Source organism: Paenibacillus sp. FSL M7-1414 (assembly GCF_038003195.1).
GTDB classification, from domain to species: domain Bacteria; phylum Bacillota; class Bacilli; order Paenibacillales; family Paenibacillaceae; genus Paenibacillus; species Paenibacillus amylolyticus.
In genome coordinates, this window is the sequence record NZ_JBBOOS010000001.1 from 4612275 (window position 1) to 4637065 (window position 24791).

At 47.8% G+C, this 24791-nt stretch carries 21 protein-coding genes; 2 read left to right on the forward strand and 19 right to left on the reverse strand.

Annotation, left to right across the window (positions count from 1 at the left end; translation table 11 throughout):
• Window positions 1–3: 3 nt before the first annotated feature.
• The 13 genes from rlmN to MHH92_RS20100 all read right to left on the reverse strand — a co-directional run bounded on the left by rlmN (window position 4) and on the right by MHH92_RS20100 (window position 16434).
• Window positions 4–1044, reverse strand: coding sequence for a 23S rRNA (adenine(2503)-C(2))-methyltransferase RlmN (gene rlmN / locus MHH92_RS20040; protein ID WP_036614609.1), 1041 nt, complete (start codon window positions 1042–1044; stop codon window positions 4–6).
• Between the two features lie 252 nt (window positions 1045–1296).
• Complete coding sequence (gene rsmB, locus MHH92_RS20045) at window positions 1297–2775, reverse strand: 16S rRNA (cytosine(967)-C(5))-methyltransferase RsmB (protein WP_340905862.1); 1479 nt, start codon at window positions 2773–2775, stop codon at window positions 1297–1299.
• The gene (gene fmt / locus MHH92_RS20050) at window positions 2772–3725 is read right to left on the reverse strand and encodes a methionyl-tRNA formyltransferase (protein WP_076211380.1); all 954 of its coding nucleotides are present in this window, start codon (window positions 3723–3725) and stop codon (window positions 2772–2774) included. The genes rsmB and fmt overlap by 4 nt, the downstream gene beginning before the upstream one ends.
• 12 nt (window positions 3726–3737) lie before the next feature.
• Window positions 3738–4226, reverse strand: coding sequence for a peptide deformylase (gene def / locus MHH92_RS20055; protein WP_017687449.1), 489 nt, complete (start codon window positions 4224–4226; stop codon window positions 3738–3740).
• Between the two features lie 115 nt (window positions 4227–4341).
• A complete protein-coding gene (gene priA, locus MHH92_RS20060) occupies window positions 4342–6891 on the reverse strand; it encodes a primosomal protein N' (protein WP_105599619.1) in 2550 nt (849 codons plus the stop codon).
• A gap of 3 nt (window positions 6892–6894) precedes the next feature.
• Complete coding sequence (coaBC, locus tag MHH92_RS20065) at window positions 6895–8130, reverse strand: bifunctional phosphopantothenoylcysteine decarboxylase/phosphopantothenate--cysteine ligase CoaBC (RefSeq protein WP_340905865.1); 1236 nt, start codon at window positions 8128–8130, stop codon at window positions 6895–6897.
• Window positions 8131–8268: 138 nt separating this feature from the next.
• Window positions 8269–8481, reverse strand: a complete 213-nt coding sequence (rpoZ, locus tag MHH92_RS20070; RefSeq protein ID WP_036614619.1) for a DNA-directed RNA polymerase subunit omega — start codon at window positions 8479–8481, stop codon at window positions 8269–8271.
• Between the two features lie 157 nt (window positions 8482–8638).
• Window positions 8639–9211, reverse strand: coding sequence for a guanylate kinase (gene gmk / locus MHH92_RS20075; RefSeq protein ID WP_017687445.1), 573 nt, complete (start codon window positions 9209–9211; stop codon window positions 8639–8641).
• Window positions 9212–9224: 13 nt separating this feature from the next.
• A complete protein-coding gene (gene remA, locus MHH92_RS20080; protein ID WP_006209218.1) occupies window positions 9225–9485 on the reverse strand; it encodes an extracellular matrix/biofilm regulator RemA in 261 nt (86 codons plus the stop codon).
• 51 nt (window positions 9486–9536) lie between these two features.
• Entirely contained in the window at window positions 9537–10436 is a 900-nt protein-coding gene (locus tag MHH92_RS20085; RefSeq protein WP_076211386.1) for a YicC/YloC family endoribonuclease, read from the reverse strand.
• A gap of 19 nt (window positions 10437–10455) precedes the next feature.
• On the reverse strand, window positions 10456–12345 hold the full coding sequence (locus tag MHH92_RS20090; protein WP_340905869.1) for a bifunctional homocysteine S-methyltransferase/methylenetetrahydrofolate reductase: 1890 nt from the start codon (window positions 12343–12345) through the stop codon (window positions 10456–10458).
• Between the two features lie 214 nt (window positions 12346–12559).
• The gene (gene dapF / locus MHH92_RS20095) at window positions 12560–13393 is read right to left on the reverse strand and encodes a diaminopimelate epimerase (RefSeq protein WP_076251213.1); all 834 of its coding nucleotides are present in this window, start codon (window positions 13391–13393) and stop codon (window positions 12560–12562) included.
• Between the two features lie 182 nt (window positions 13394–13575).
• Entirely contained in the window at window positions 13576–16434 is a 2859-nt protein-coding gene (locus MHH92_RS20100; protein ID WP_340905874.1) for a calcium-translocating P-type ATPase, SERCA-type, read from the reverse strand.
• 356 nt (window positions 16435–16790) lie between these two features.
• On the opposite strand from MHH92_RS20100, the gene MHH92_RS20105 reads away from it, so the two are divergent.
• Window positions 16791–18563, forward strand: a complete 1773-nt coding sequence (locus MHH92_RS20105; protein WP_340905876.1) for an Rqc2 family fibronectin-binding protein — start codon at window positions 16791–16793, stop codon at window positions 18561–18563.
• A gap of 417 nt (window positions 18564–18980) precedes the next feature.
• A complete protein-coding gene (locus tag MHH92_RS20110) occupies window positions 18981–19427 on the forward strand; it encodes a GNAT family N-acetyltransferase (protein WP_340905877.1) in 447 nt (148 codons plus the stop codon).
• A gap of 143 nt (window positions 19428–19570) precedes the next feature.
• On the opposite strand, the gene MHH92_RS20115 is transcribed toward MHH92_RS20110, so the two are convergent.
• The 6 genes from MHH92_RS20115 to MHH92_RS20140 all read right to left on the reverse strand — a co-directional run bounded on the left by MHH92_RS20115 (window position 19571) and on the right by MHH92_RS20140 (window position 24768).
• Window positions 19571–20440, reverse strand: coding sequence for a PHP domain-containing protein (locus MHH92_RS20115; protein WP_338706544.1), 870 nt, complete (start codon window positions 20438–20440; stop codon window positions 19571–19573).
• Between the two features lie 67 nt (window positions 20441–20507).
• Window positions 20508–21431 (reverse strand): selenium metabolism-associated LysR family transcriptional regulator, encoded by a 924-nt coding sequence (locus tag MHH92_RS20120; protein WP_036614641.1) that lies wholly within the window; start codon window positions 21429–21431, stop codon window positions 20508–20510.
• 131 nt (window positions 21432–21562) lie between these two features.
• Complete coding sequence (locus MHH92_RS20125) at window positions 21563–22000, reverse strand: hypothetical protein (RefSeq protein WP_017687436.1); 438 nt, start codon at window positions 21998–22000, stop codon at window positions 21563–21565.
• A 165-nt stretch (window positions 22001–22165) separates the two neighbouring features.
• Window positions 22166–22429, reverse strand: a complete 264-nt coding sequence (locus MHH92_RS20130) for a YlbG family protein (protein ID WP_026080981.1) — start codon at window positions 22427–22429, stop codon at window positions 22166–22168.
• Between the two features lie 30 nt (window positions 22430–22459).
• The gene (locus MHH92_RS20135) at window positions 22460–22897 is read right to left on the reverse strand and encodes a YlbF family regulator (protein ID WP_036614642.1); all 438 of its coding nucleotides are present in this window, start codon (window positions 22895–22897) and stop codon (window positions 22460–22462) included.
• Between the two features lie 152 nt (window positions 22898–23049).
• Complete coding sequence (locus MHH92_RS20140) at window positions 23050–24768, reverse strand: helicase-associated domain-containing protein (RefSeq protein WP_340905885.1); 1719 nt, start codon at window positions 24766–24768, stop codon at window positions 23050–23052.
• Window positions 24769–24791 lie beyond the last annotated feature (23 nt).

Sequence of the window (24791 nt, forward strand, 5' to 3'; positions counted from 1 at the left end):
TTCTCACCTCAACTCCATATGCTTTGCACGAAGCTGACCGCAAGCGGCAGCAATATCATGTCCCTGTTCACGACGAATGGTTACATTAACACCCTGTTCCGAGAGAATCTTCTGAAAATTGAAAATGTCGCTTCTCGATGTTCTTACGTATTTGCGTTCAGGTACATGGTTAACCGGAATCAGATTCACGTGGCACAACATGTTCTTAAGCACACTTGCCAGTTCTGCTGCATGCTCTGGCTGGTCGTTTACCCCACCAATAAGTGCATACTCGAACGTAATTCTCCGACCTGTTTTGGCCAGATAATAACGAAGGGACTCCATCACGTCTTCAAAAGGAAAACGACGGTTAACCGGCATCAATTTCGAACGCAGTGCATCATTTGGTGCATGGATCGAAATGGCGAGGTTAATCTGTGTATCTTCATCTGCAAACTTGTAGATGTTAGGAACGATTCCGCTCGTGGATACCGTGATGTGACGCTGACCGATGTTCAGCCCTTTTTCATGAATCATAATGCGCAGGAAAGTCATCGTAGCTTCATAGTTTTCAAAAGGTTCACCCGAACCCATGATTACGATGCTGCTGACACGCTCGCCCCGTTCATCCAGAATTTTCTGAGCCTGCACAACCTGGGCAACAATCTCCCCAGCCGTAAGGTTACGCTTGAGACCACCCAATGTGGATGCACAGAACGTACAACCAATACGACAACCAACCTGTGTGGTTACACAGATGCTGTTCCCGTAGTTATGCTTCATAATTACTGTCTCAATGGCATGATCATCATGAAGACCAAAGAGGAATTTAACCGTTCCATCCTTGGATTCAAACTTGGTAATTTCCTTAAGCGTTACGAATTCAAATTGCTCTGTCAGTTTTTCACGCAATGGCTTGGACAGATTGGTCATTTCACTGAAATCATTCACGCGTTTTACATAAATCCAGTCAAAGATTTGGCCACCGCGAAACGCCGGCTCACCATTCTCAACAGCCCATTGCTGCAGTTGTTCCAGAGAATAATCATATATAAAAGGTTTCATTTTGTTGTCAACACCTATTCCTTCTTTTCTTTTCGTTGGCTTCCTTCTTTTCGTTCCATTCGTCCTATTCTATCACAAAGACCACGTTACATCCATGTATACCCTTGATATCTGTACTTCATGCATTATAACATCTCAATGCCGCCATCGCACCCTGTCACCACATTCTCTGACAATTATATCGAAGTCCCATCACAAAGAAATCCGCCGAAGTTCCCCTCGGCGGTCATACTTCCGTGCTCTATTAAACTGTTATTCCGCTGTTTTTGTCAACCGTGCAATGAAAAATCCGTCGCTGTGAGCGTATTGTGGCAAAATCTGAATACCACCGTTTACAACCTTCAAGTTCGCTGTCTCCGATTCAGACCAGACGGATGTTTCTGCTGGACTATATTCCGGATGTCGATTCAAGAAGTCTGCAACCATACCCTCATTCTCAGCAGGCTCAATCGTACACGTGCTATACACCAGAATACCACCTGATTTTAACAACGGCGCAACCTGATCAAGCAATTCACGTTGCAAGCCTGCGATATCTTCGATATCTTTTACGGTTTTGGTCCATTTCACATCAGGCTTGCGGCGAATAACACCCAGACCTGAACATGGTGCATCCAGCAAAATGCGGTCAAACGACGCATCCGGGTACCGTTCATTCAAGTCTAGCGCATCTCCAGTTACAGCATCGATACAGCTCAGACCGAGACGCTCCGCCTGATCCAGAATCAGCTGGCGCTTGTGAGCATGTACATCATTCGCGACAATACGACCGCGATCCTGCATTTTCTCAGCCATGTGAGCTGTTTTACCACCTGGAGCTGCGCAGCAATCCAATACAAGTTGGTCTACTTCTGGCGCAACTGCTTCAGCGACAAGCATGGAGCTTTCGTCCTGTACAGAGAACAACCCGTCCCGATACCAGGACGTTAGAGCCATGTTTCCGCCACTACGTACAAGAATTCCATCGGAACTCAGCTGAGAGGCTTCAACGACTGCACCTGTACTGGTCATCTCATGCATCAGTTTCTCCCGTGTGGTCATTGTTGTGTTGACCCGGACACTCACCGCTGGCGGCTCATTATTCGCTCGACAGATCGCTTCCGCTGTCTCTTCGCCGTACTGGGCAATCCAGCGTTCAACCATCCATAACGGGTGGGAATGCTCCAGTGAAATACGTTCTGCAACGGGTAGATGTTCTGGAATACGAAGTTCATCCCGATTGCGGATCATATTGCGGAGCACTCCATTCACCATACCCGAGATTCCCTGATGGCCCAGTTTCTTCGCCAGATTAACCGCTTCGCTCACCACGGCATGCTCCGGAATACGATCCAGGTATATCATCTGATATACGCTGATTCGCAGCAGGCTACGAACCCATGGTTGCAGTTTGGATACTCCTTTGGCGACGTAACGTTCCAGAAAATAATCAAGTGTATTCATTCTGGCGATTGTTCCATACACCAATTCGGTAGCTAGTCCAGCATCTGCGGGGCTTAAATCCGCCTCTTTCAGACGGCGGTTCAACTCCAGATTACTGTATGCTCCATCTTGCTCAACAGCACTCAGAACCTTGACTGCCAATGTTCGAGCAGATGTTTTGGGTTGCTGGGAGCGCGATGCACCACCCGATTTACCCGAATTCGGACGACGGTTTCCTTCACGTCCGGATGAATTTCCATTAGCTTGCTGGCCTTTTCCTGACGAACGACCTGGTATATTACCGCTCATCGCAGCACCGTTCCAGGTTTCAGTGTACCACCGCGAGCAAAGTCAGCGGCCTGCATCACCTTTTTACCTGCTGGCTGCACTTCAGTCAACCAGAGAGATCCATTGCCTGTGCGGACTTCAATCCCTGCCTTATTCAATTGCAGCACCGTTCCCGGCTCTGCTTGTCCAGCATCTGAAGAAGTTTCTAGGTCCACCTGATTGGGATTAGCTGCAGCCCAAACTTTGAAGACCTGATCATCCCACATCGTAAATGCACCGGAGAACGGCACAAGACCACGAATCTGATTGAACAGTTCACGTGAAGTACGACTCCAGTCCATTTTCTCGTCATCCCGAGTCAGATTGCGAGCATACGAAGCCTCAGCATCATCCTGAGGGACCGCCGTTGTCTCGCCTGCAATCAATCGTGGCATTTCTGCCTGAAGCAGTTTTGAACCAGCCTCACTTAATTTATCAAACATCGATCCTGATGTATCTTCATCCGTAATTGGCAGTTCCACACGCGAGATCATATCTCCGGTGTCCAAGCCTTCAGCCATATACATCAATGTGACTCCTGTCACGGATTCCCCGTTAATAATGGAACGTTGAATCGGTGCTCCTCCCCGATATTTCGGTAAAAGAGAGCCATGCACGTTCACACAACCACGAACAGGCATATCCAGCACGGCTTTGGGCAGAATCTGTCCAAAGGCCGCGGTTACGATCAGATCCGGCTTCCATTCAGCCAAGCGGGCTACCGCTTCCGGATCACGCAATTTAACAGGTTGAAACACCGGCAGACCGTGGCGTTCTGCCGCGGCCTTAACCGGTGTTGGCGTAAGTACTTTTTTGCGTCCCTGTGGTTTATCAGGCTGAGTCACCACACCCACCACATTGTACCCCTCTGCCATCAGCATATCGAGAGAAGGAACTGCAAATTCAGGTGTTCCCATAAAAACAATATTCAAATCGATCACTCCTTAATTACGACGCGGTCCCGTTTGATCGGCTGCAATTTCGTACACTTTCTCGGCGACATCCGTAAAGAGTACGCCATCCAGATGATCAATCTCATGCTGGAATGCACGGGACAGCAAGCCACTACCCGTAATAATCAGCTCTTTACCTTCACGATCCAGACCTTTAACTGTAACGGTCTCGAAACGGCGAACATCACCATTAATTCCAGGGATACTCAGACAACCTTCAGGTCCAAATTGTTCTCCCTCACTTGCAATGATCTCCGGGTTAATCATCTTGATCAGCCCTTGCTCATCACCTGCGTCAATAACAATCAGACGTTTCAAAATACCAACCTGCGGCGCAGCAAGACCCACACCTTCCGCATCGTACATGGTATCAGCCATATCATCCAGCAATTTTTGTACATTTGGTGTAATTTTGGTTACTTCTTTGGCTCTCTTGTGGAGCACCTCATCTGGTTCTTGCACGATAATGCGAATCGACATGTTGTAAGCACCTTCCTAATCCTCATCATAATTTCAGGACGATATCTGTATTTTGGGGTATTCATTTTAATCTATGTTTATACCGCTTGTTTACATCCGCATTGCTGCAAAATGCTTACATTAACATTTGCGGGTCTACATCCAGACTAATAAGCAATTTTTGCGCCTGAACATCATCGTCCATGCGCCGGGCTGTAGCCAGAGCGAGTCCTATGGCGTCTACATCCCCCCGCCATTTTATCATACATTGGAATCTGTATCTATTCTTGATCCGAGGAATCGGAGACGCTACTGGCCCCAGTACATCAAAGGCATCATTGCTGAATCGATCCAGACTGCCGAGCCATCCGGCTGCATTAGCCTTCTCTTTCAGTATCCGCGTGTAGTTCTCGGCAAGACGAATCAATACCGGAAGCTGCTCATGCGAAAAGGTCACCAGAATCAGGCGACAGTAGGGCGGATATTGCAAATTGCGACGGTGCAGCAATTCCTCACGTACAAACGACACGTAGTCATGCTGACTCGCATGGCCAATGGAGTAGTGTTCCGGCGTATAGGACTGAACAAACACCTCACCAGGCAATTGATGCCGACCCGCTCGGCCAGCTACCTGTGTTAATAACTGAAACGTTTTTTCCGCAGCACGGAAATCAGGTAAATTCAACGCTGAATCCGCTGTTATCACGCCAACCAGGGTTACATCCGGGAAATCAAGTCCCTTCGCAACCATCTGGGTGCCCAGCAATACATCCGCCTTTTTCTCACGGAACTGTTTCAGCAGCTTTTCGTGCGCCCCTTTTTCCGTTGTTGTATCCACATCCATCCGAATGACCCGAATACCCGGAAAGAGCTTGGCAAGCTCTTCCTCGACTCGCTGTGTACCTGTACCAAAGTATCGAATATGCTCGCTTCCACAATCCGGACACACTTCCGGAGCCGCTTCCGCATACCCGCAGTAATGACAACGGAGATTATTTGAGCGCTGATGGTACGTCAATGAAATATCACATTCGGGACAACCTGCCACATATCCACAACTTCGGCACATAACAAAGGTCGAATATCCACGACGATTCAGCAGAAGTACCGTCTGTTCACCACGTTCCAAGCGCTCCTCCAACCCTTTGTGCAAAGCCCTGCTGAACATGGATCGGTTGCCATCCTTCAACTCTTCACGCATATCAACGATCCGCACTTCAGGCAGCTTGTTCCCCAGTGCCCGTGTTGGCATCTCCAGTAAGAGTGGTGCAAAATCATCATTACTCTGCGATCGTGCCGCGTAATAACTTTCCAGCGAAGGTGTCGCTGAACCCAGAACAACCACGGCCTGATGCTGCTGTGCTCTTTTTACCGCCACATCACGGGCATGATATTTCGGAGTTTCCTCCTGTTTGTAGGAAGTCTCGTGTTCTTCATCCATAATGATCAACCCAAGCCGACTGAATGGAGCAAATACGGCTGAACGCGCCCCAATCGCAACCTTCACCTGACCCTCACGAATCTTGCGCCATTCATCATAACGTTCACCGCCAGACAGACGACTGTGCATAACAGCAACTTGGTCCCCAAATCGCCCTTTAAAACGTTCTACCATCTGTGGTGTGAGTGCAATCTCGGGCACCAGTACGATAGCCTGCCGATCCTGTTCGATGCATTGTTGAATGGTTTGAAGATAGACTTCCGTCTTGCCACTTCCCGTAACACCATGTAACAAAAATACCCCATGACGTTGTTCCTGCAATCGGCCATTGATATTGTCGTAGACAAGTTTCTGCTCATCGGTCAGAACCAGCGGTTCAGTCGCTTTGAACGTCCTGCCCTGATACGGGTCACGGAAGACCTCAACGTCCTCGGTGACGATCAGTCCCTTTTCCTCAAGCCCTTTAATCGTCGCGGCCGATACCTGTAGTGTAGATAACACTTCTTTCATCGGCATGGGCAGCAGTTCTTTCATTTCCAGCAAAAAAGCCAGAATCTCCTTTTGCCGCTGTGCTTTCGCCGGGAATGAAGCAAGTGCTTCCTGAGCAGCAGCAATATCTACAGCCAGATCAACGGACTTCATCGTTTTTTTATTTAACTTGTCCTTGATGGCCTGACTTTCCAGCAGTACACCACCAAGCAATAATTTCTTAATTAGTGCAGCATGATTGGGATATTTTCGACTCAGTTGTTGCAGCGGTACCTGACCCCGACTTTTGACAAAACGGATGATATCCTGCTGTACTTTCTCAGTCGTAGACTCTTCTCCCCAAACAAATAACACCTCATCATCCGGTTGTGCACCCGCCATCTGTCCATCAAGTGCATCTCCCAGCGAGATGTATCGCTCTGCTTTCCCTTTCAATGCCGTCGGCACCATGACCTGCAATGACAAAATCCGGTTACTGGCATAACGTCCACTCATCCATTCGGCCAACTCAACCAAATCCTTTGACAACGGGGGAACAATGTCCAGTAACTCCTGAATCTGCTTAAGCTTGAATGTTTCCTCTCCGGTACGCGGCACAAGATCAATCACGAATCCCTGCACCGTCCGATGACCAAAAGGCACACCCACCCGGCTGCCAATCTCGATCCATTCTCTCATCGATTCAGGTACCAGGTAATCAAACGGCCGATCTGTTTCCTTCACGGGAACATCGACTATGACCTTGGCAATCTCCATATCCTAATTCCTCCCGGCAATGCGCTCCGCCGCAATCTGGAGCAACCGATGAGCCACATCGTCCTTGGCTATCACTGGAAGCTCCTCCACCAAACCTTCCCGGTCATAGATATGTACCGCGTTGGTGTCTGTTCCAAATCCTGCACCCGTGCGGGTTACATCATTGGCTACGATCAGATCACAGTTTTTCCGTTCCAATTTCTCACGTGCATACATCTCAACTGACTGAGTCTCCGCAGCAAAACCAATCAAAAATTGATGGGTCTTCTGTTTGCCCAGCGTTTCAAGAATATCTATATTTTTAACAAGTTCGAGCGACAGCGTGTCGCCTTTCTTCTTGATCTTCTCGGTATAAACTTCCTTTGGACGATAATCGGCAACTGCCGCCGCCTTAACCACGATATCAGCATCGTCCCACTCGCGTGTTACCGCTTCATACATATCCTGTGCAGACTGTACAGGGATCAACTCAACGTTCTCCGGTGGCTTGGCTTGGGTACTGCCCATAACCAATTTCACATCTGCCCCCAGATCACGCGCAGCTGCGGCTATGGCAAATCCCATTTTGCCAGATGAATCGTTCGTAATGTATCGTACTGGATCAATGCGCTCAATCGTACCTCCAGCCGTAACGACAACCTTCTTGCCTTGTAACAATGAAGCTTGTCCCTGCCGACTAATGTCTGCAGATTCTTTCTGTTCAAAGAAACGTTCTACCACATCCACAATGCTCTCCGGTTCTTCCAGACGTCCCTTGCCCACATATCCACACGCAAGCAGACCTTCACCCGGTTCGATCATCATGGCGCCCCGTTCAACAAGCAGGTTCATATTATGCTTTACAGCTGGATGATCATACATATGTACATTCATCGCTGGAGCAATCATGACAGGGGCTGTCGTCGCAAGAAGAGTTGTTGAGAGCATATCATCTGCCATGCCATGCGCCATCTTGGCAATCACATTGGCTGTTGCCGGAGCAACCAGAACAAGATCAGCCAGATCGGCCAGATGAATATGAGATACGACTGCCGGTTCACGCTCATCAAATGTATCCGTATATACGGTGTTTCGGGTCAACGTTTGCAGCGTCAATTCGGTAATAAACTGTGTAGCGGAAGCTGTCATGATCACATGAACATCCGCTCCCTTTTGCACCAGTCTGCTGCATAATGTTGCCGCTTTGTAAGCGGCTATGCCGCCAGTCACACCAAGCACGATTTTTTTACCGTTCAACATGTTTATTTCCCCCGATATTTATACGACGTCTAAGTAAGATTCCGTTAAAATATGCTTATTCGTAAAAAAATAACAACCTCGCGGTTGTCAATTAATCCGGCTTGCGCCGTATGCAGTTGAAGAGCAGCCGCAGGCGGCTTACTCTTCTTCTTCGTCCTGTCCTTTGATGACAACGAGCAGGTCTCCATAGATTTCTTCCAGTGCAACGCCAACTTGTTTATGGGATCTCGCACCTCTTAAATCCGTTTTTTCACCTTCACGTAGCTGTCTAGCCCGGCGGGAAGCAGCAACAACAAGGGAATACTTGCTGTCGACTTTGTTCATCATTTCATCAATAGAAGGATACAGCATATTAACAAACACCTCTTCGCATTAGTATAATCACAAGTTGCCGCCTGACAGAACTGATGTGGCATGTCTTCACACCCGGGCATTCCGAGAAGGAGTGCTTCAGTATATGATATGACAACTGCCCCACTTATATCGCATTCTGCAGCGGCAAAAGGGATTATTTATTGATCTTACAATGTTCGGCGATTATGATGCTTTCTATTCTCTTGCACGCCAAATCAATTTCATCATTAACAACAGCGTAATCATACTGCTCCAGCAGACTGATCTCATCAACCGCCACAGACATCCGGTGATCAATGGTCGCTTGGCTTTCGGTACCACGGCCCTGAATGCGATCTTTCAGCTCGTCCAATGAAGGAGGAAGCAGGAAAACAAAGATCCCTTCCGGGAATTTCTCTTTCACTTTTAACGCGCCTTGAACCTCAATCTCCAGAATAATGTCGCGGCCTTCGTTAATCGTTTTCTCTACAAAATCACGCGGTGTTCCGTAATAATTACCAACATACTCCGCATGTTCCAACAATTGATCTTCAGCAATCATGTTCTGGAACTCTTCATGACTTCTGAAGAAATAGTTCACACCATGTTCTTCACCAAGACGAGGCTGACGGGTTGTCGCCGATACAGAATAGATCAATTCCGGCACCCGTTTGCGCAAAGCGCTGCATACAGTACCCTTCCCGACCCCAGATGGGCCGGACAACACTACCAGTAATCCCTTAGACATATTACACTCCATTTTATTCGTCGTTATCATCATCTTTCGAAGAAAGACGATGGGCGACCGTCTCAGGCTGAACTGCAGACAAAATGACATGATCGCTATCCGTAATAATTACGGCACGAGTACGTCTTCCGTACGTTGCATCAATCAACATGTGACGATCTCTTGCCTCTTGTATAATTCTCTTGATCGGCGCCGATTCCGGACTCACGATGGATATAATCCGGTTCGCCGATACGATGTTACCGAATCCAATGTTAATGAGTTTGATTGCCATAATCAGGTTCTTCCCCCTATACATGCGACTCTTTTGCCGAAATGTGGCCGTTCATTCGATATTCGCCGCTTGCTCACGAATCTTCTCCAGCTCCGCCTTCATCTCGACAACACGATTCACCAGAGCCAAATGGTTGGCTTTTGATCCAATCGTATTGACTTCCCGATTCATCTCTTGAATTAGAAAGTCCAACTTACGACCTACGGGCTCATCACTCTTCAGCAGTTCCCTGCTCTGTCCAAAGTGACTCTGTAGACGCGTAAGCTCCTCTTCTATGTTAGAACGATCGGCAAACATTGCAATTTCCATACCCAATTTATGCTCATCAAAAGGGAAAGAGCCTTCTTCCTGCATTTCCGTAAGCCTTTGTCTTAGCTTGTTGCGATAATCACTTACCACAGTCGGTGCAAGATCAAGCATTTCGGTATGCAGTGACTCCAGACGGGTAATCCGCCGTTCCAGATCACTGGCCAGATGAAGACCCTCGCGAGCGCGCATCTGTTCAAGGCTGGACAGAGCCTCTTTCAATCCTTCCTGCAGAACTCGCTCCCATTCGTCCTTCTGCTCTTCGGGAATGGAACTTGTCCCATCCGAATGAACCATGACGTCCGGCAGACCAAGCATATCCACAATACTTGGTTTGCCCTGCATTCCATATTGGGTCTCCAGTTGCTCTGCAGCCTGCAGATAGGCCCTGACCGTCTGTTCATTCAGAACAGCGGGAAGAGCCTGGTCTTCCTCTTTTTCTTTCATTACATAAACATCAATCCGCCCACGTTTCAAACGACTCTGTACGATCTTCCTCAAACCGTCTTCATAATACGTCCACTCTCTTGGCAGACGCATCATCACTTCGCAATAACGATGATTAACAGATTTGATCTCTAATTGTACCTTATAGCCGCCAAAATGAAAGGCGGATTGACCGTATCCGGTCATACTGAATGACATCGGCATCACATCCGTTTTACTATTGTAATTGATTATTAGGGTTGAAACAAGTAGGACATTGATGCTCCGACTTCTCCCATACGTATTGAGTCAGTTCGGCCGTCATGCCGTAGAACATAAACGGTGTCATGAGATAGATGCCTTTGAAATGCGCTGTTGCTACGTCCAGCAGTTCTTTGGCAATTTTCACTCCCATCGCACGGCCTTCTTCACCTTCCAGACCCGCCATACGGGAACGCACTTCATCCGAGAGCTGAATTCCGGGAACCTCGTTGTGCAGATACTCTGCATTCCGTCCACTCGCCAGCGGCATTACACCTACAAAAATGGGCACATCCAGATGTTTGGTCGCTTCGTGCATCGCTACAATCAACTCAGGATCATAGATCGGTTGTGTCATGATGTAATCAGCGCCAGAGGCAATTTTCTTCTCCAGACGTTGTACAGCTTTCTCCAAATATTTCACATTAGGATTAAATGCCGCTCCAATTACAAAACCAGCTCTTTGCTTCAGCGGTTTACCTGAGAAAGCCACTCCATCGTTCAACTGTTTGATCATGCGTATGATTTCAAAAGAAGTCAGATCGTATACCGAGCTTGAACCCGGCAGATCACCAAATCTTGCAGGATCTCCTGTAACAGCCAATACATGATTAATGCCCAGAGCATCAAAACCCATCATGTGGGACTGTGTTCCAATTAGGTTCCGGTCACGGCAGGCAATGTGCACAAGTGGACGAAGGCCAGTGCGATCCTGAACGAGGTGACCCAGCGCCATGTTGCTCATCCGTGTAACCGCGAGTGAGTTATCGGCCAGTGTCAGGGCATCGGCTCCTGCTGCTTTTAATGTCTCGGCACCTTTCATGAACTTGGCAATGTCCAAGTCTCGTGGCGGGTCAAGTTCAACAATGACCGTGTGACGCTGCTTGACCAGATCAACGATCGTAGGCTGTCCGCCACGTCCGGAACGCTCATCCACATTTTCATGCAACACGATACGTGGTTTGGATTCTGACGGATCAGGCTCCAGAATAGGCGAAGGCACATAGTCAGCAAGCGCCTCTTTCATAGCGGTGATATGATCAGGTGTCGTACCACAGCAACCACCGATAATACGAGCACCCAGTTCAGCAAATTGCACTGCCGTCTGACCAAAGTACTCCGGAGTCGCACCATAACGGAACTGACCATCCACATAATCTGCGGCACCCGCGTTCGGGTAGACGGACATTGGAATACCAATTCGTCCGGAGACGGTTTCCATGGCACGCATAATCCCGTTTGGACCTGAACGACAGTTAAAACCAATGACATCCGCGCCCTGCTCCCGCATAATCCGGAAAGCTTCAGGCATCGTATATCCGTCCAGTGTGTGTCCTACATCCTCTACCGCGAACTGTCCAATTACGGGCAGATCACTTAGCTTGCGCGCTTGCAAAAGGGCAATATCCATTTCCTCGATATCATAGAAGGTCTCAAGCAAAATGCCATCCACGCCTTCATCAAGCAGTGCAGAGATCTGTTGTTGATAAAAGCGTTTCAGTTCACTCGTTGACACGTTTGTCCGCTTGCCACCTCGAATGGAACCAACTGCACCAAGCACATAACCGGCATCTCCAGCTACCTCTTTGGCAATGCGTACACCGGCACGGTTCACGTCCTCCACCTTGGACTCCAGACCGAACTTGGACAACTTGTCGTAATTGGCAGAATACGTATTTGTTTCAAATATTTCTGTACCTGCATCCCGATAACGGCGATGTACATCCGCCACTACTTCAGGTGAAATCAAGTTCAATTCTTCATATGAAATCCCCACCGGGAACCCCATTTGATACAGAAATGTTCCCATGGCCCCATCTCCAACGAGAACCCGTTCCTGCATAACTTTGCGCAAATCCGCCTTCATCCCATTTCCCCCCGCCTAGCTGTGATCATTTACATACTAATGTAACACAAAAAACGCTAAAAAACGAAGAAAAACACAGGTTTTTAATGAGTATCCAGCTCATATGGACTTTCTTGCCATACAGCCCCCAATATGTCTCTGTACAGGAGACACGACCTATCCTTTTTAACAAAAAAAGAGGCCCGCAGGCCCCTTTGGTTAAACCTTTCACTTTTTATGAAGTGATTCCTTTAAAAACAACTTCAGCAGGTCCAGTCATGTACACATGATTGTCAGCTTCATTCCACTCAATGTGGAGATCCCCACCTTTGAGGCTGATGACTGCTGTACGATCTGTATGTCCATTCAGGACAGAGGATACCAGTGTCGCACAAGCTCCGGTTCCACAAGCTAGTGTTGGACCCGCTCCGCGTTCCCATACACGCATGTCCACATATCCACGGTCACGAACTGTGGCGAATTCCACATTGATTTTTTTTGGAAACATCGGATGCACTTCAAGAAGTGGTCCCCAAGTCGTGAGGTCAAAATTCACAGCGTCATCTACATAGATAACCGCATGCGGGTTACCCATGGATACGGCGGTGAATTTGAACGCATGTCCATTCGCTTCAATGTAGTGATCAACCACTGGGTTGGCATCCACCGTTGTAGGCACTTGAAGACCGTTCAGGATCGGCTCGCCCATATCGACACGAACAGTTTCCACTTTACCATCACGAATGTTGAGACTCACAGGTTGTACCCCTGCACCAATCGTTTCAATGGTGATCTGCTCCTGGCTCACGTGACCATGATCGTATACGTATTTGGATACACAGCGAATGGCATTACCGCACTGTTCTGCTTCCGAACCGTCCGAATTCATGATACGCATCTGAAAGTCCGCCTTCTCCGAAGGCAGTATATAAACCAGGCCGTCCGCACCGATGCCAAAGAAACGGTTGCACCATTTCACAGCCAACTCTGCCGCATCTGCCGGAAGCTCCTTTTCACCAAATACAACGATAAAATCGTTACCAAGTCCATGCATTTTCGTAAATTCCATAATCTTGCCCACTCCTTTTGGCAGTCTGCTGCCAAAGCTATATTCTTGCTCTTCTACAGGATTACCATAGAAATTCATATTCAGCATTTACACAAAAAAGCTATCCTGCAAAATGCCAAAGCTTCCGCTTTGAATCATTTTGAGGATAGCATACCGAAATAGGTAAGGAAAAGGTATTGATTTTATGCCGAAAACTTTGTACTTTTCGGTACGAAGCGGCCAGTACCACCCATACGGCGGCGGTTACGACGACCACCCCAGACGCTGCCTGCGCCCATAAGGAACGTTGGAATGCCTGCAGCAACGATACAGAGCGCCCATTCACGCAATCCCAGAGGTACGGTTTTGAAGATCGGCTGCAATGGTTCAACGTACATGACAACCAGCATCAGTACAACCGATGAAATCACCGCAAGAACCAGATATTTGTTCTGTAAAGGATTCCGGTGGAAGATGGACCGCGAACTACGGCAATCAAAGACATGAATAAGCTGCGCCAAAACGAGTGTAGCAAAAGCCACAGACTGTGCCTTGATCAGTTGACCCGGATTATCCGGCGCAGCCTGAAGGGTAAGCCAGAACGCTCCGAGTGTGCATAACCCAATCAACACACCCCGGCTGACGATTTTCCACCCCAGTCTGCGAGCAAAAATGTTTTCCTTGGCGCCACGGGGTTTGTGTTCCATCAAATCTTTCTCAGGCTGATCTACCCCCAGCGCCATTGCAGGCAAGCCATCTGTTACGAGGTTAACCCACAGAATCTGAATAGGTACGAGTGGCAGCGGCAAGCCCATCATCATCGCAAAGAACATTGTCAATATTTCGCCCACGTTTGATGCCAGCAAATAACGGATAAACTTGCGAATGTTCTCATAAATATTACGGCCTTCTTCAATCGCAGCCACAATGGTTGAGAAGTTATCGTCACTCAGAATGAGCGCAGAAGCTTCCTTCGTCACATCTGTGCCTGTAATGCCCATCGCGATCCCGATGTCAGCCGCTTTAATCGCCGGAGCATCATTGACTCCATCACCCGTCATCGCGACGACATGCCCTTTGCGCTGTAACGATTTTACGATGCGAAGCTTATGTTCAGGACTTACCCTTGAGAACACGTAGATGCCCTCTACCTGTTTATCCAGTTGCTCGTCTGTCATGCCTGCCAGTTGCTGACCACTTAACGAAGCCCCTCCACGTGGAAGAATCCCGAGTTGATGAGCAATGGCTTCTGCCGTTGTTCCATGATCACCTGTAATCATGACAGTTCGTATCCCCGCCTTGCGGCATGTGGCAATCGCATCACGCACTTCACGACGCGGTGGATCAATCATACCTGCAAGTCCTACGAAGACAAGCTGACTCTCGGCGGCGTGTTCGTCAGCCACTTTTTCTTCCGGCCGCACTTCACGGTAGGCCATTCCGAGGACACGCAGTGCTGCTCCAGCCATGCTCTCGTTGGCTGCCATCACTTTCTGCCGCAACGTTCCAGTGAAAGGTACGACCTTGCCTTCCCACAAAATATAACTACAGTGTCCGATCAACACATCCGGTGCACCTTTGGTATAGATCATTCGGCCCCCCTGATGATGAACCAGGACCGACATGCGTTTTCGCTCCGAATCAAACGGGAATTCCTGCTGGCGGGCATACAACTCTTTGAGTCCGGCAGGAGTAAGCCCCATTTTGGAGGCCAGTGTGACGAGTGCCCCTTCCGTCGGATCGCCTTTCAGCTCCCAGAATACATTATCTCGTTGAACGGTTTCTTCTTGGAGGTCACCTTTTTTCGTGTTTTTCTTGCTTTCCTTTTTGGTATCCTTGCCCTTTTTCTTGCTCCCCACCTCGCTTGCAGCACTTTCCACAATACTCGCATTGTTGCAAAGCGCGCTGATCTGAAGCATTCTGCGCAGGGACTGGTCGCTCTTCAGTTCCACCGTACGACCGTTCTCCAGCATCTGCCCTTCAGGTGCATAACCATCCCCGGTAACCTTGATGTTACGTCCCTCCAACCACACATCCGTTACCGTCATCTTGTTCTGGGTGAGCGTGCCAGTCTTATCCGAACAGATTACGGATGCACAGCCCAGAGTTTCGACAGAAGGCAGTTTGCGTACAATGGCTTTACGTTTGATCATACGCTGCACGCCTAGTGCGAGTGCAATGGTTACAATAGCCGGCAGCCCCTCCGGTATGGCAGCCACCGCGAGGCTGACCCCCGCCAGAAACATGCCAACGGCTGGTTGTCCGTGCAATATACCTGCGACGACAACCATAATGGTTAATCCCAATGCGACAAAAATCAGAATTTTGCCCAATTGCTCCAGCCTGTGCTGTAACGGTGTTTCTTGCTCCTCCGTATTTTGGATCAGATCGGCGATTTTGCCCATCTCCGTCTCCATCCCCGTACGGATAACCACACCTTTGGCTGTACCACGAGTGACCATGGTACCCATAAAACCAATATTCTTCTGATCACCCAGCGGAACGTCCTCGTCCGCAATCGGAAGGCAGTGTTTGCTTACAGGAACCGATTCCCCGGTAAGTGCCGACTCCTCGACATCCAGACTGTTCGTTTGCAGCCAGCGCACATCCGCGGGTATACGGTCCCCACTCTCCACCATGACAATATCTCCGGGGACAAGTTGTTTGGCGGCAAGGTGTACTTCCTGGCCTGAACGAAGCACTTTGGCAAGAGGTGCAGACAACTGTTTCAATGCACGAAGAGATCGTTCAGCCCGGAATTCCTGTACAAACCCCAGAATCGCATTCAGTACGATAATAGCCACAATCGTTACCGCATCCAGATACTCACCCAGCAATCCGGATACCAACGTTGCTCCCATCAACACCAGCACCATAAAATCCTTGAACTGATTCAAGAGCAATGTAATTGGAGAAATGCGTTTCCCCTCGCTCAGCTCATTCGAACCGACCACTTTCCTCTTCTCTGCTACAGCTTCATCCGTCAATCCTTCCTGCGGGCTGACGCCAAGAGTGTTACGAAGCTCTTCATCACTAAGTTGATGCCACTTGGTATGTTCCATGCTTCAAGTTTCCCTCCCAGTCTGTATTTCATCTGCAAAATAAGCTCACATGACTCACCGGCGCGCTGGTCGACAGGCTGTACACTATGCCGGACAAACTACCTGCTCTATATGTATTCGGACAGGTCTGTGATTAGCACCCGGAAGGTGAATCCTTTCCCTGATGGACAGAATAGGCTAAAATAAAAGTCTGCGATGTTCTGCGCAGTACCAATTCCAGCGTTCAACAGGCAAGCAACGAAGAATCTGTAGCCAGTCCTTGTTTTTTTACATACCTGGTTGCACGTTTCAGTTATATAGATGAAGCATTTGGCATGATAAATGCAGATGCTCGATAGAGAGAGGAAGTGGAAAAAATGGCATTGGACGGCATTGTAACACGGGCCATTGTTCATGAACTGCAAGGCTGCATTGGTGGACGTATCAGCAAAATCCATCAGCCGAATGGCCATGACGTAGTTCTGACCCTGCGTGCTCAGCGCGGAAATAGTAAATTGCTTGTTTCGGCAAGCCCAACCTATCCCCGTGTGCATTATACGGAAAAGACATTCCTTAACCCTACGGAAGCACCCATGTTCTGCATGCTGCTCCGCAAGCACTGTGAAGGTGCAATCATCGAGGAGATCCGTCAGATTGGCATGGAACGTATCATCCACATCAATGTGCGCCAGCGTGACGAACTGGGGGATGTATCCGTTAAACGGATCATTATTGAATTGATGGGGCGTCACAGTAACATTATTTTGCTTGATCCCGTTACAGGAACGATTCTGGATGGCATTCATCATGTGACTCCTTCCATCAGTAGCTACCGGGTAATCATGCCTGGATTCGCGTATACTGCCCCACCCGAGCAACATAAAAGTAATCCGCTCGAAGTGAGTCGTACAGCATTCGAGGACAGCTATCATGCAGCTGAAGAAGATGCATCACGCTGGCTTGTGAACTCCTTTAGCGGTCTTAGCCCGTTAATTGCGGGAGAGATTGCTGCTCGTGGGATTGCTGCTGAAGGCACCGTGAGCACTCCAGATGTGGTTGAGGGTGAAAGCCGAGTTGAGTCTGGTGCACTCTGGAACGCTTTTGAAGCCGTGATGGGACCTGTCAGAGATCATATCTACACGCCTGTAACCGGAACAAACGCCAAAGGAAAAATGATTTTCTCGGCCGTTCATCTTCAGAGCATTCAGGATTTGGAGAAAACCTATGACACGATGAGCAAGTGCATGGAAGATTATTACGGAGACAAGGCTGAACGGGACACGGTTAAACAGAGAGTAAGTGATCTGCTCCGTTTTCTGCAGAATGAGCGAAGCAAAAATATCAAAAAGCTGGACAACCTGAACAAGGACCTGCTGGAAGCTGACGATGCAGACAAGTTCAGACTATGGGGTGAGTTGCTGTTTGCCTCCCTGCATCAGGTCCACAAAGGGGACAAGAGCGTGGAACTTGTGAACTTTTACGATGAAGACCAGGCCAGCATCACCATTCAGCTTGATCCACTGCTCACACCGTCTGACAACGCACAACGTTATTTCAAGCGGTATAACAAATACAAGAACAGTCTGGCTGTCATTCATGAACAGCTTGGTAAAACCAAAGACGAGATTGACTATCTCGATAACCTGTTGCAGCAGCTGTCCATTGCATCCATGAACGATATTGAGGAAATACGGGACGAGCTTGTGCAGCAAGGATACCTTCGTGACCGCAATAAAAAGGGTAAAAAGAAGAAGAAAAGTGACCGTCCAACCGTACACCAGTTCACCTCCTCGGAGGGAATTGATATTCTTGTGGGCAAAAACAACCTGCAGAATGAGTACGTGACCAACCGTCTCGCTTCTTCCAACGACACCTGGTTGCATACCAAAGATATTCCAGGTTCACATGTCGTTATTCGCAGTACGGACTTTGGTGAAGCTACATTGGAAGAAGCAGCACAGCTTGCTGCCTATTTCAGCCAGGCCAAGGAGTCCAGCAGTGTGCCTGTGGATTACACGTTTATCCGTCATGTGCGCAAACCAAGTGGTGCGAAGCCAGGTTTTGTGATCTATGATCATCAGAAGACGTTGTTTGTCACGCCAAATGATGAATTGATCAAGAGTCTGCCATCCACCATTAAAAATGGATAAGGCTATATAAGCTGAACTAAAGATTATTTACACTGACACTACGATGACAGAACAACCTTCCAATCGCTGTTATCCCCGCATTTTTCTGATCCCCTTTTTCAAGGGTAAATCCGGGGATAAAGGCGAAGCTTATGCTTCCGAAGTAGCTTTCTTGCAGAAAGCTTTTAGCTCCGCTTTTTCAGGTTTTTTCTGTCCTCTCCGTTATCGTATAAATGATTAGTTCAACTTATATAGATGTAAAAGTAACAAAGACAGAATCCCCTGACCATTAACGGTTCAGGGGATTTTTGTTATTGCATTATATGTTTGAGTGATCGGTGAAGCTCAGCTTATTTATCATTTTATTGAATGTTAATTCATTTATATGTATAATAATTCAATTCTAAGAAATATAAATTACTGTTAAGGAAGTGTACCATGACCATACATATCAGAGAAACTCAACCTGATGATCTGAAACCCTTGATGGCATTAATGCATGACTATGTGGTGGGATTCTACAACAACCCTTGGCCTGGTGATCAATCCATCCAGCTTTTGATCAACAACCTGCTTAATCAGCAGATCGGTGCTCAATTCGTGGCAGAAGAGGACGGGAAGCTTATCGGATTTTCCACCCTGTTCTTTACCTACAGCACGCTGAAAGCAGAACGTGTCGCCATCATGAATGACCTATTTGTTACGGAAACATTCAGAGAGGGCGAAGCAGAAGTCAAATTATTTGCACACTGTCAGCAATATACGCGGGACCATGGATGTGCATATATGTCTTGGATCACAGCAGTGACCAATGAGCGGGCACAGCAATTATTCGAACGTCTCGGGGCTACACGTGGCGCTTGGGTAAACTATTCAATAACATAGACTCTTTTGAGAACAAAAAAAGGGACATGCAAACATGAAGGTTCAGCCCTATCATGCTTGCATGTCTCTTACTCCTTCGATCTTAAAATGTATCCAGTAATACAGAATTTATTATAGTCAGATAGAGCGTTGCAACGTCTCGCTTACTCTCCCCTTTGCTGTGAAGCAGCTGCCTTCAGCCTTTCCAACACATCAACCGTTACGGTCTTGCTACCAAGATCCCCGTGGAAAACAACACCTTGCCGTTTACCATGATAATCAGATCCACCTGTTTCAATGAGGTCGTATTCCTTGGCCAGCTTACCATACCTGCGTTCCTCTTCTGGGCCATGGTCCGAATGAAACACCTCAATGCCATCCGGAAGGGCGTCTTCAATGATGCGACGTACCAATTCATCATCATTATAGAGACCCGGATGGGCAATCACAGCGGCTCCACCTGCGGCTCTGATCCACTCACACGCATCCTCTGGTGCAACGCGGGGTACAGATACAAAGCCTGGCTTGCCTTCAGCAAGATATTGATCAAATGCATCCCGCATGTCAACAGCGTAGCCTTTTTTCACCAGCACATCGGCCATATGAGGTCTGCCAATACTCTCATCCGGCTCTAACGGTCGTCCCAGCTCATCCAGTACCTCCTGCCAGCTTATATCAAGCCCGAGTTCTTGCAGCTTGGCGATAATCAGATGATTCCGCTCATCTCGCGCTTCTCGTAATCCGGCCAACCGTTGCAGGAATATCTCATCCTCCGTATTAACGTAATAGCCCAGTACATGAATATCTTTGCCGCCAGCCCGGGTGCTGATCTCCACTCCGGCAACAACATCAATATCGTACTCTTTTCCCGCTTGCTGTGCTTCCGCTACACCAGCTACTGTATCATGGTCCGTCAGGGCAACCGCAGATAGCCCTTTTTGTTTGGCAAGCTTCACATTATCAGCAGGTGGCTGCATTCCATCGGAAGCCTGACTATGCGTATGAAGATCACAGCGTCCTTGGCGCTGATCCATGATCAACAGCTCCTTTGTTTAAAATTGATTATGATTCAATCTTATCTACCATTGATGTTGCCAACGATTATGCCTTCCCCGTCTTATGTACCGACTTAGGCTGCTCCTGCTGACGCAGATAATTCAGGAAAGCGACTGCTGACAGGGGCAACAAGGACGATTTTAGATGGATGGCATAGAACTGCCTTTTGAATTCGAGTCCGCGGATATCCACAATATGAACAAGTCCCAGAGCCAGTTCATGCTGCACCGAAGAAGGAGATAACATCGTAATACCTACCCCTGCCTCCACGGCCGATTTTACCGCTCCTGTACTGCCAAGTTCCATCACTACATTCATATCCTGTGGATCAATCTTTTTCTTTTGCAGTTGGTCTTCCATCACCTGACGAGTACCCGAGCCCTTCTCACGCAGCACAAAAGGATAATTCATTACATCCTCAATATTCACTTTGCTACGCTTAGCCAAATCATGTCCGGCAGGTACAATCAGTTTCAGCTCGTCCTGCATGACAGGCTCCACAATCATGTCCGGGTGGTGCACTGGCGCTTCAATCAGACCAAAATTAAGCTGGTGCTTCAATATATCATCCATAATTTGCGTTGTATTCATCACTTTCATGACAATTGAAATATCCGGATATTGAAGTGCAAATGGTCCGAGCATGCGTGGAAGCACATATTCCCCGATCGTTAAGCTGGCTCCCAGCTGGAGTCTGCCCTGTAACATCTGAGTAAACGCCGACATCGCTTCGTCCGTCTGTCTGACCAACTCTACACTCCGTTTTGCATGAGGTAATAAAGTTCGGCCAGCCTCGGATAATTCTATTTTTTTGGTGGAACGATGCAATAACTTGGTGCCAAAATAGTCCTCCAATGATTGAATCTGCATCGTTACTGCCGGTTGAGTCATATGTAATGCTTGTGCAGCCGCCGAGAAACTCCCCTTCTCTGCTACCGTATAAAAAATATGCAATTGGTGAAAATTCATATCTTCGCCCCTCTTCGATTACACTCTCTACATTGTAGCCGATTTCCCGCTTGGCAACAAAAAAAGCATGCAGCTTGTCTGCATGCAATAATCCTTGAATCTATGATTTCAACATATTGAATCTACTCAACCTACTTATGCTTGCGGCTATTTTTGACCAGCGTCATTCTTCTTGAATGTCTTAACCATGAATAATATGACTTCAGGTCCCTTAATTCAATGGTCTCCGACATACGTCCCAGAAACGTAACTACAATCATTTTGTGCAGCGGGTTGCCCGCAATATCATATTCTCCTTCAAGTTCGGAAAATTCGGCGACCACCACCAGATCCTCATCAATCAGGTAGACGTCCTGTTCATTACGGTAGTATGGTGTTATACGGTCCTGCTTCAGACACTCCCATAACCACGCCGCAATATGGTCATCATCACTACGTGCAGGCTCAATACGGTCTGCATACCGCATCTTGGCATGATGGGTAATGACGATGTCGGCCACTTTCTTGTCTCCAAGAGCCACGAAAAACGGCTCGTAGGTGCTCCAACGTTGCATCACCTTATCACGCATGGGAATCACTCTCCACCAGATAGGACTTTCTATCTATTTATTACCAAATATATTACAACATTAGTCCCGCAACCTCAAGGCGTAAGTTTAACTTTTTTTCACAATAGCCAATTTGTGTATAATTCAAGAAAAGAGCGACCCCAAAGGGTCCCTCCAGTTTCTCGTCTATATTCCGTAAAAGCTCGTTTTGTCCATCGTTTTGCTCGCATACTCGGTTTTGATCTCATTACGATACGAGCGTTCGATCTTGCGCACATAGGAAAGTCGCTTCACATTTTTCATCGTATCATCTGCCCGTTCTGCATTAACATACATGACTACATAATGCATACGGCGGGAGATATAATGCACGGTGCCATATTTTTCGAGATTACGGGCAGCCTTCAAATCACTGACCCAAATAATGAATCCTGTCCTTTCCGCAAACATCATCGTTCCCCGCCCTTCTATAATGATTACTTAACTGCAACCACACTTGCCGCCACTACCGCAGCCGCCCTTCGGATTCGGGTCATTGCTCGGTACTTTAATGGTCGTTGACACTGCAAATGCAATGGTCTCTGACATCTGGAATAACATATCATCCAGGGACTTCTCTGCCTGTTTGAAGCGGATTACCGCCTCGAAATTTTCCAACTCCTGTTCCAGAGCCTTCACCTGGTCTTTTGCTGCATGATAATCCGGGTGAAAATGACCGAAACGCTGTGTTTCTTCAAACAATTCCTTCTTGGCATTCAGCTTCCGAATCCCCATCTGAATCTCAGGGGTAGTCTCGACTTGCTGCTTCCAATATAAATAATCCGATACTTCGGCAGATTGGTTAATCATGTCGCCCAGTTCATATGCGCCCGTTAACACTTGGGCCATATCGACCGTGTTCATTTCCGCTACGCTCATGAAATATTCATCCTATCTATATATAAAGTTCTACTTAACGTAGACTACCTCATCATAGCATATCCATGAATAGTTAAGAAGAGTTTTTCCTGCAATTAGAAATAGGGGGAACTCGAAAATTCGCCTTTCAACCTGATATTCACGTGAAATAGTCAGGTTATGACATCATCTGGCAGGATAAGACGCATTGTATCCCACTCTGACGGGGAGAATGTACGCCATTCCGTCTCTGATGTATTTTCACTTGAATCCAACATGCACCAACCGCTTAAAGTCCATTGTTCATGACCCTCTACCTGATGTGGAATGAGGTATTGCGTTTGATTTTCCTGTTGTATCCCCAGCTTGGTCTGCCACTCAATGGCTTTGGCAGCAATCTGTCGGGCGGTTGAACTATGATATCGACGCCACTCCTTGTACCAGGTCTCCGGTATCTCCTCAAATCCCAACAGAGAGAACTTCTTCTCAATGACAGAATGATCACGCTCCAACCCATGCAGAGAAGCAGGGACATCAACCAGACCTAGATTATCGGGAGTGTAGAAAGAAGAATATACACCGCTCAACACATCTTTTTCTAATAACTTCGGATCATCTGCGGAGCCTGTACTTGCCTCCATTACCTTCATACTCCGATTTACAGTCAACGGTGCAGCATCCGTCTCCTTGCCCCAATCTGCTAACGCAATACGTACATTCTCTGGTATGCCTGTCAGCGCATATTGATCCAGACACTCTATCACTTCATGTAATTCATACCCTCTGGCTAAGGCCGAAATGAATCGCTCTCTTGTCATACGGTAGATGGACATTCGATCACGCGTCACCCGTTCTGCGCATTGCTCCAGCATCCAGATCACATCAGGCCCTGCTTCGGGCGGCACCAACATTTCGAAATCAGGCTGCATGTAAAATCCACACGGCTCCGCCTCACTTACCATCTCTTGTTCTCGATATAACAGGCTATGCGGTTCGATCAGCCAACGGAATGCCAGCGCTCCCGACTGATCTTCTCCTACTTCACCATAACCCCAGCCAGCCAGTGCGTATAGCCAGCCCCTGATCCGTGGTTTCAATTCCAAATTCTCTATATGGCACCATATGTTTTTTTCTGGAGCCAACACTGCCAATTGATAACGGAAATGCTGCAACGCGGGTTCAGCTTCTCCGTATCTTTCCATACACGCTTGATATATTTCCCGATGCATCTGTCTCCACGAGAGCTGCAACCATTTTTGTAATCGATGATCTACAATCTGAATTTGGCCATCTGACTTCTGAACGAGATTCAGACTGAGCAGTAGATCGAGAAGGATAGCTACGTGGGTCGGATACAAATCCGAATGATCATATCGGATGCCCAGACCTTCAAAGTCTGTCGAAGATAACACCGTGATCACACTTAATTTTTGAACACTTTTCTTATGTATAGTGCCCTTCCCTGTCAAAGGAAGTCCTTCTCTTTCAATCCACGCGATCAGATGAAGAAGTTCCGCAGCAGTATCCGGCTTTCCTTCCTGTAATACATGAGCATGCTGTGCCATCTGTTTAACGGTTATACCCACTCTTTGTGCGTAAGCAATCGTCAATGTCTCCATCAGCGAAGCAGGAATATAGAATAATCGCTCTCCCCAACTCTTATATACAGATTCAATCCATCTTTGCTGCCTAAGGCTGGCGAATGAAGAATTGGCTTCTGCGACACTTAGTCCTTCGATGGCCCACTGTTCTCGTGGCAGGAGGGAGGAAAAAGGCTGACCGGCATGTTTGTGAAAAATTGCACCAAGCACTTTTTGTTCCACCAAAGCAAGCTTTGACCATGAATCAAGGTTCAGTACCACAGGCTCATCTATTGCTTCAAATGAAGACATATCCCAATCCCTCCTCTTTTCGC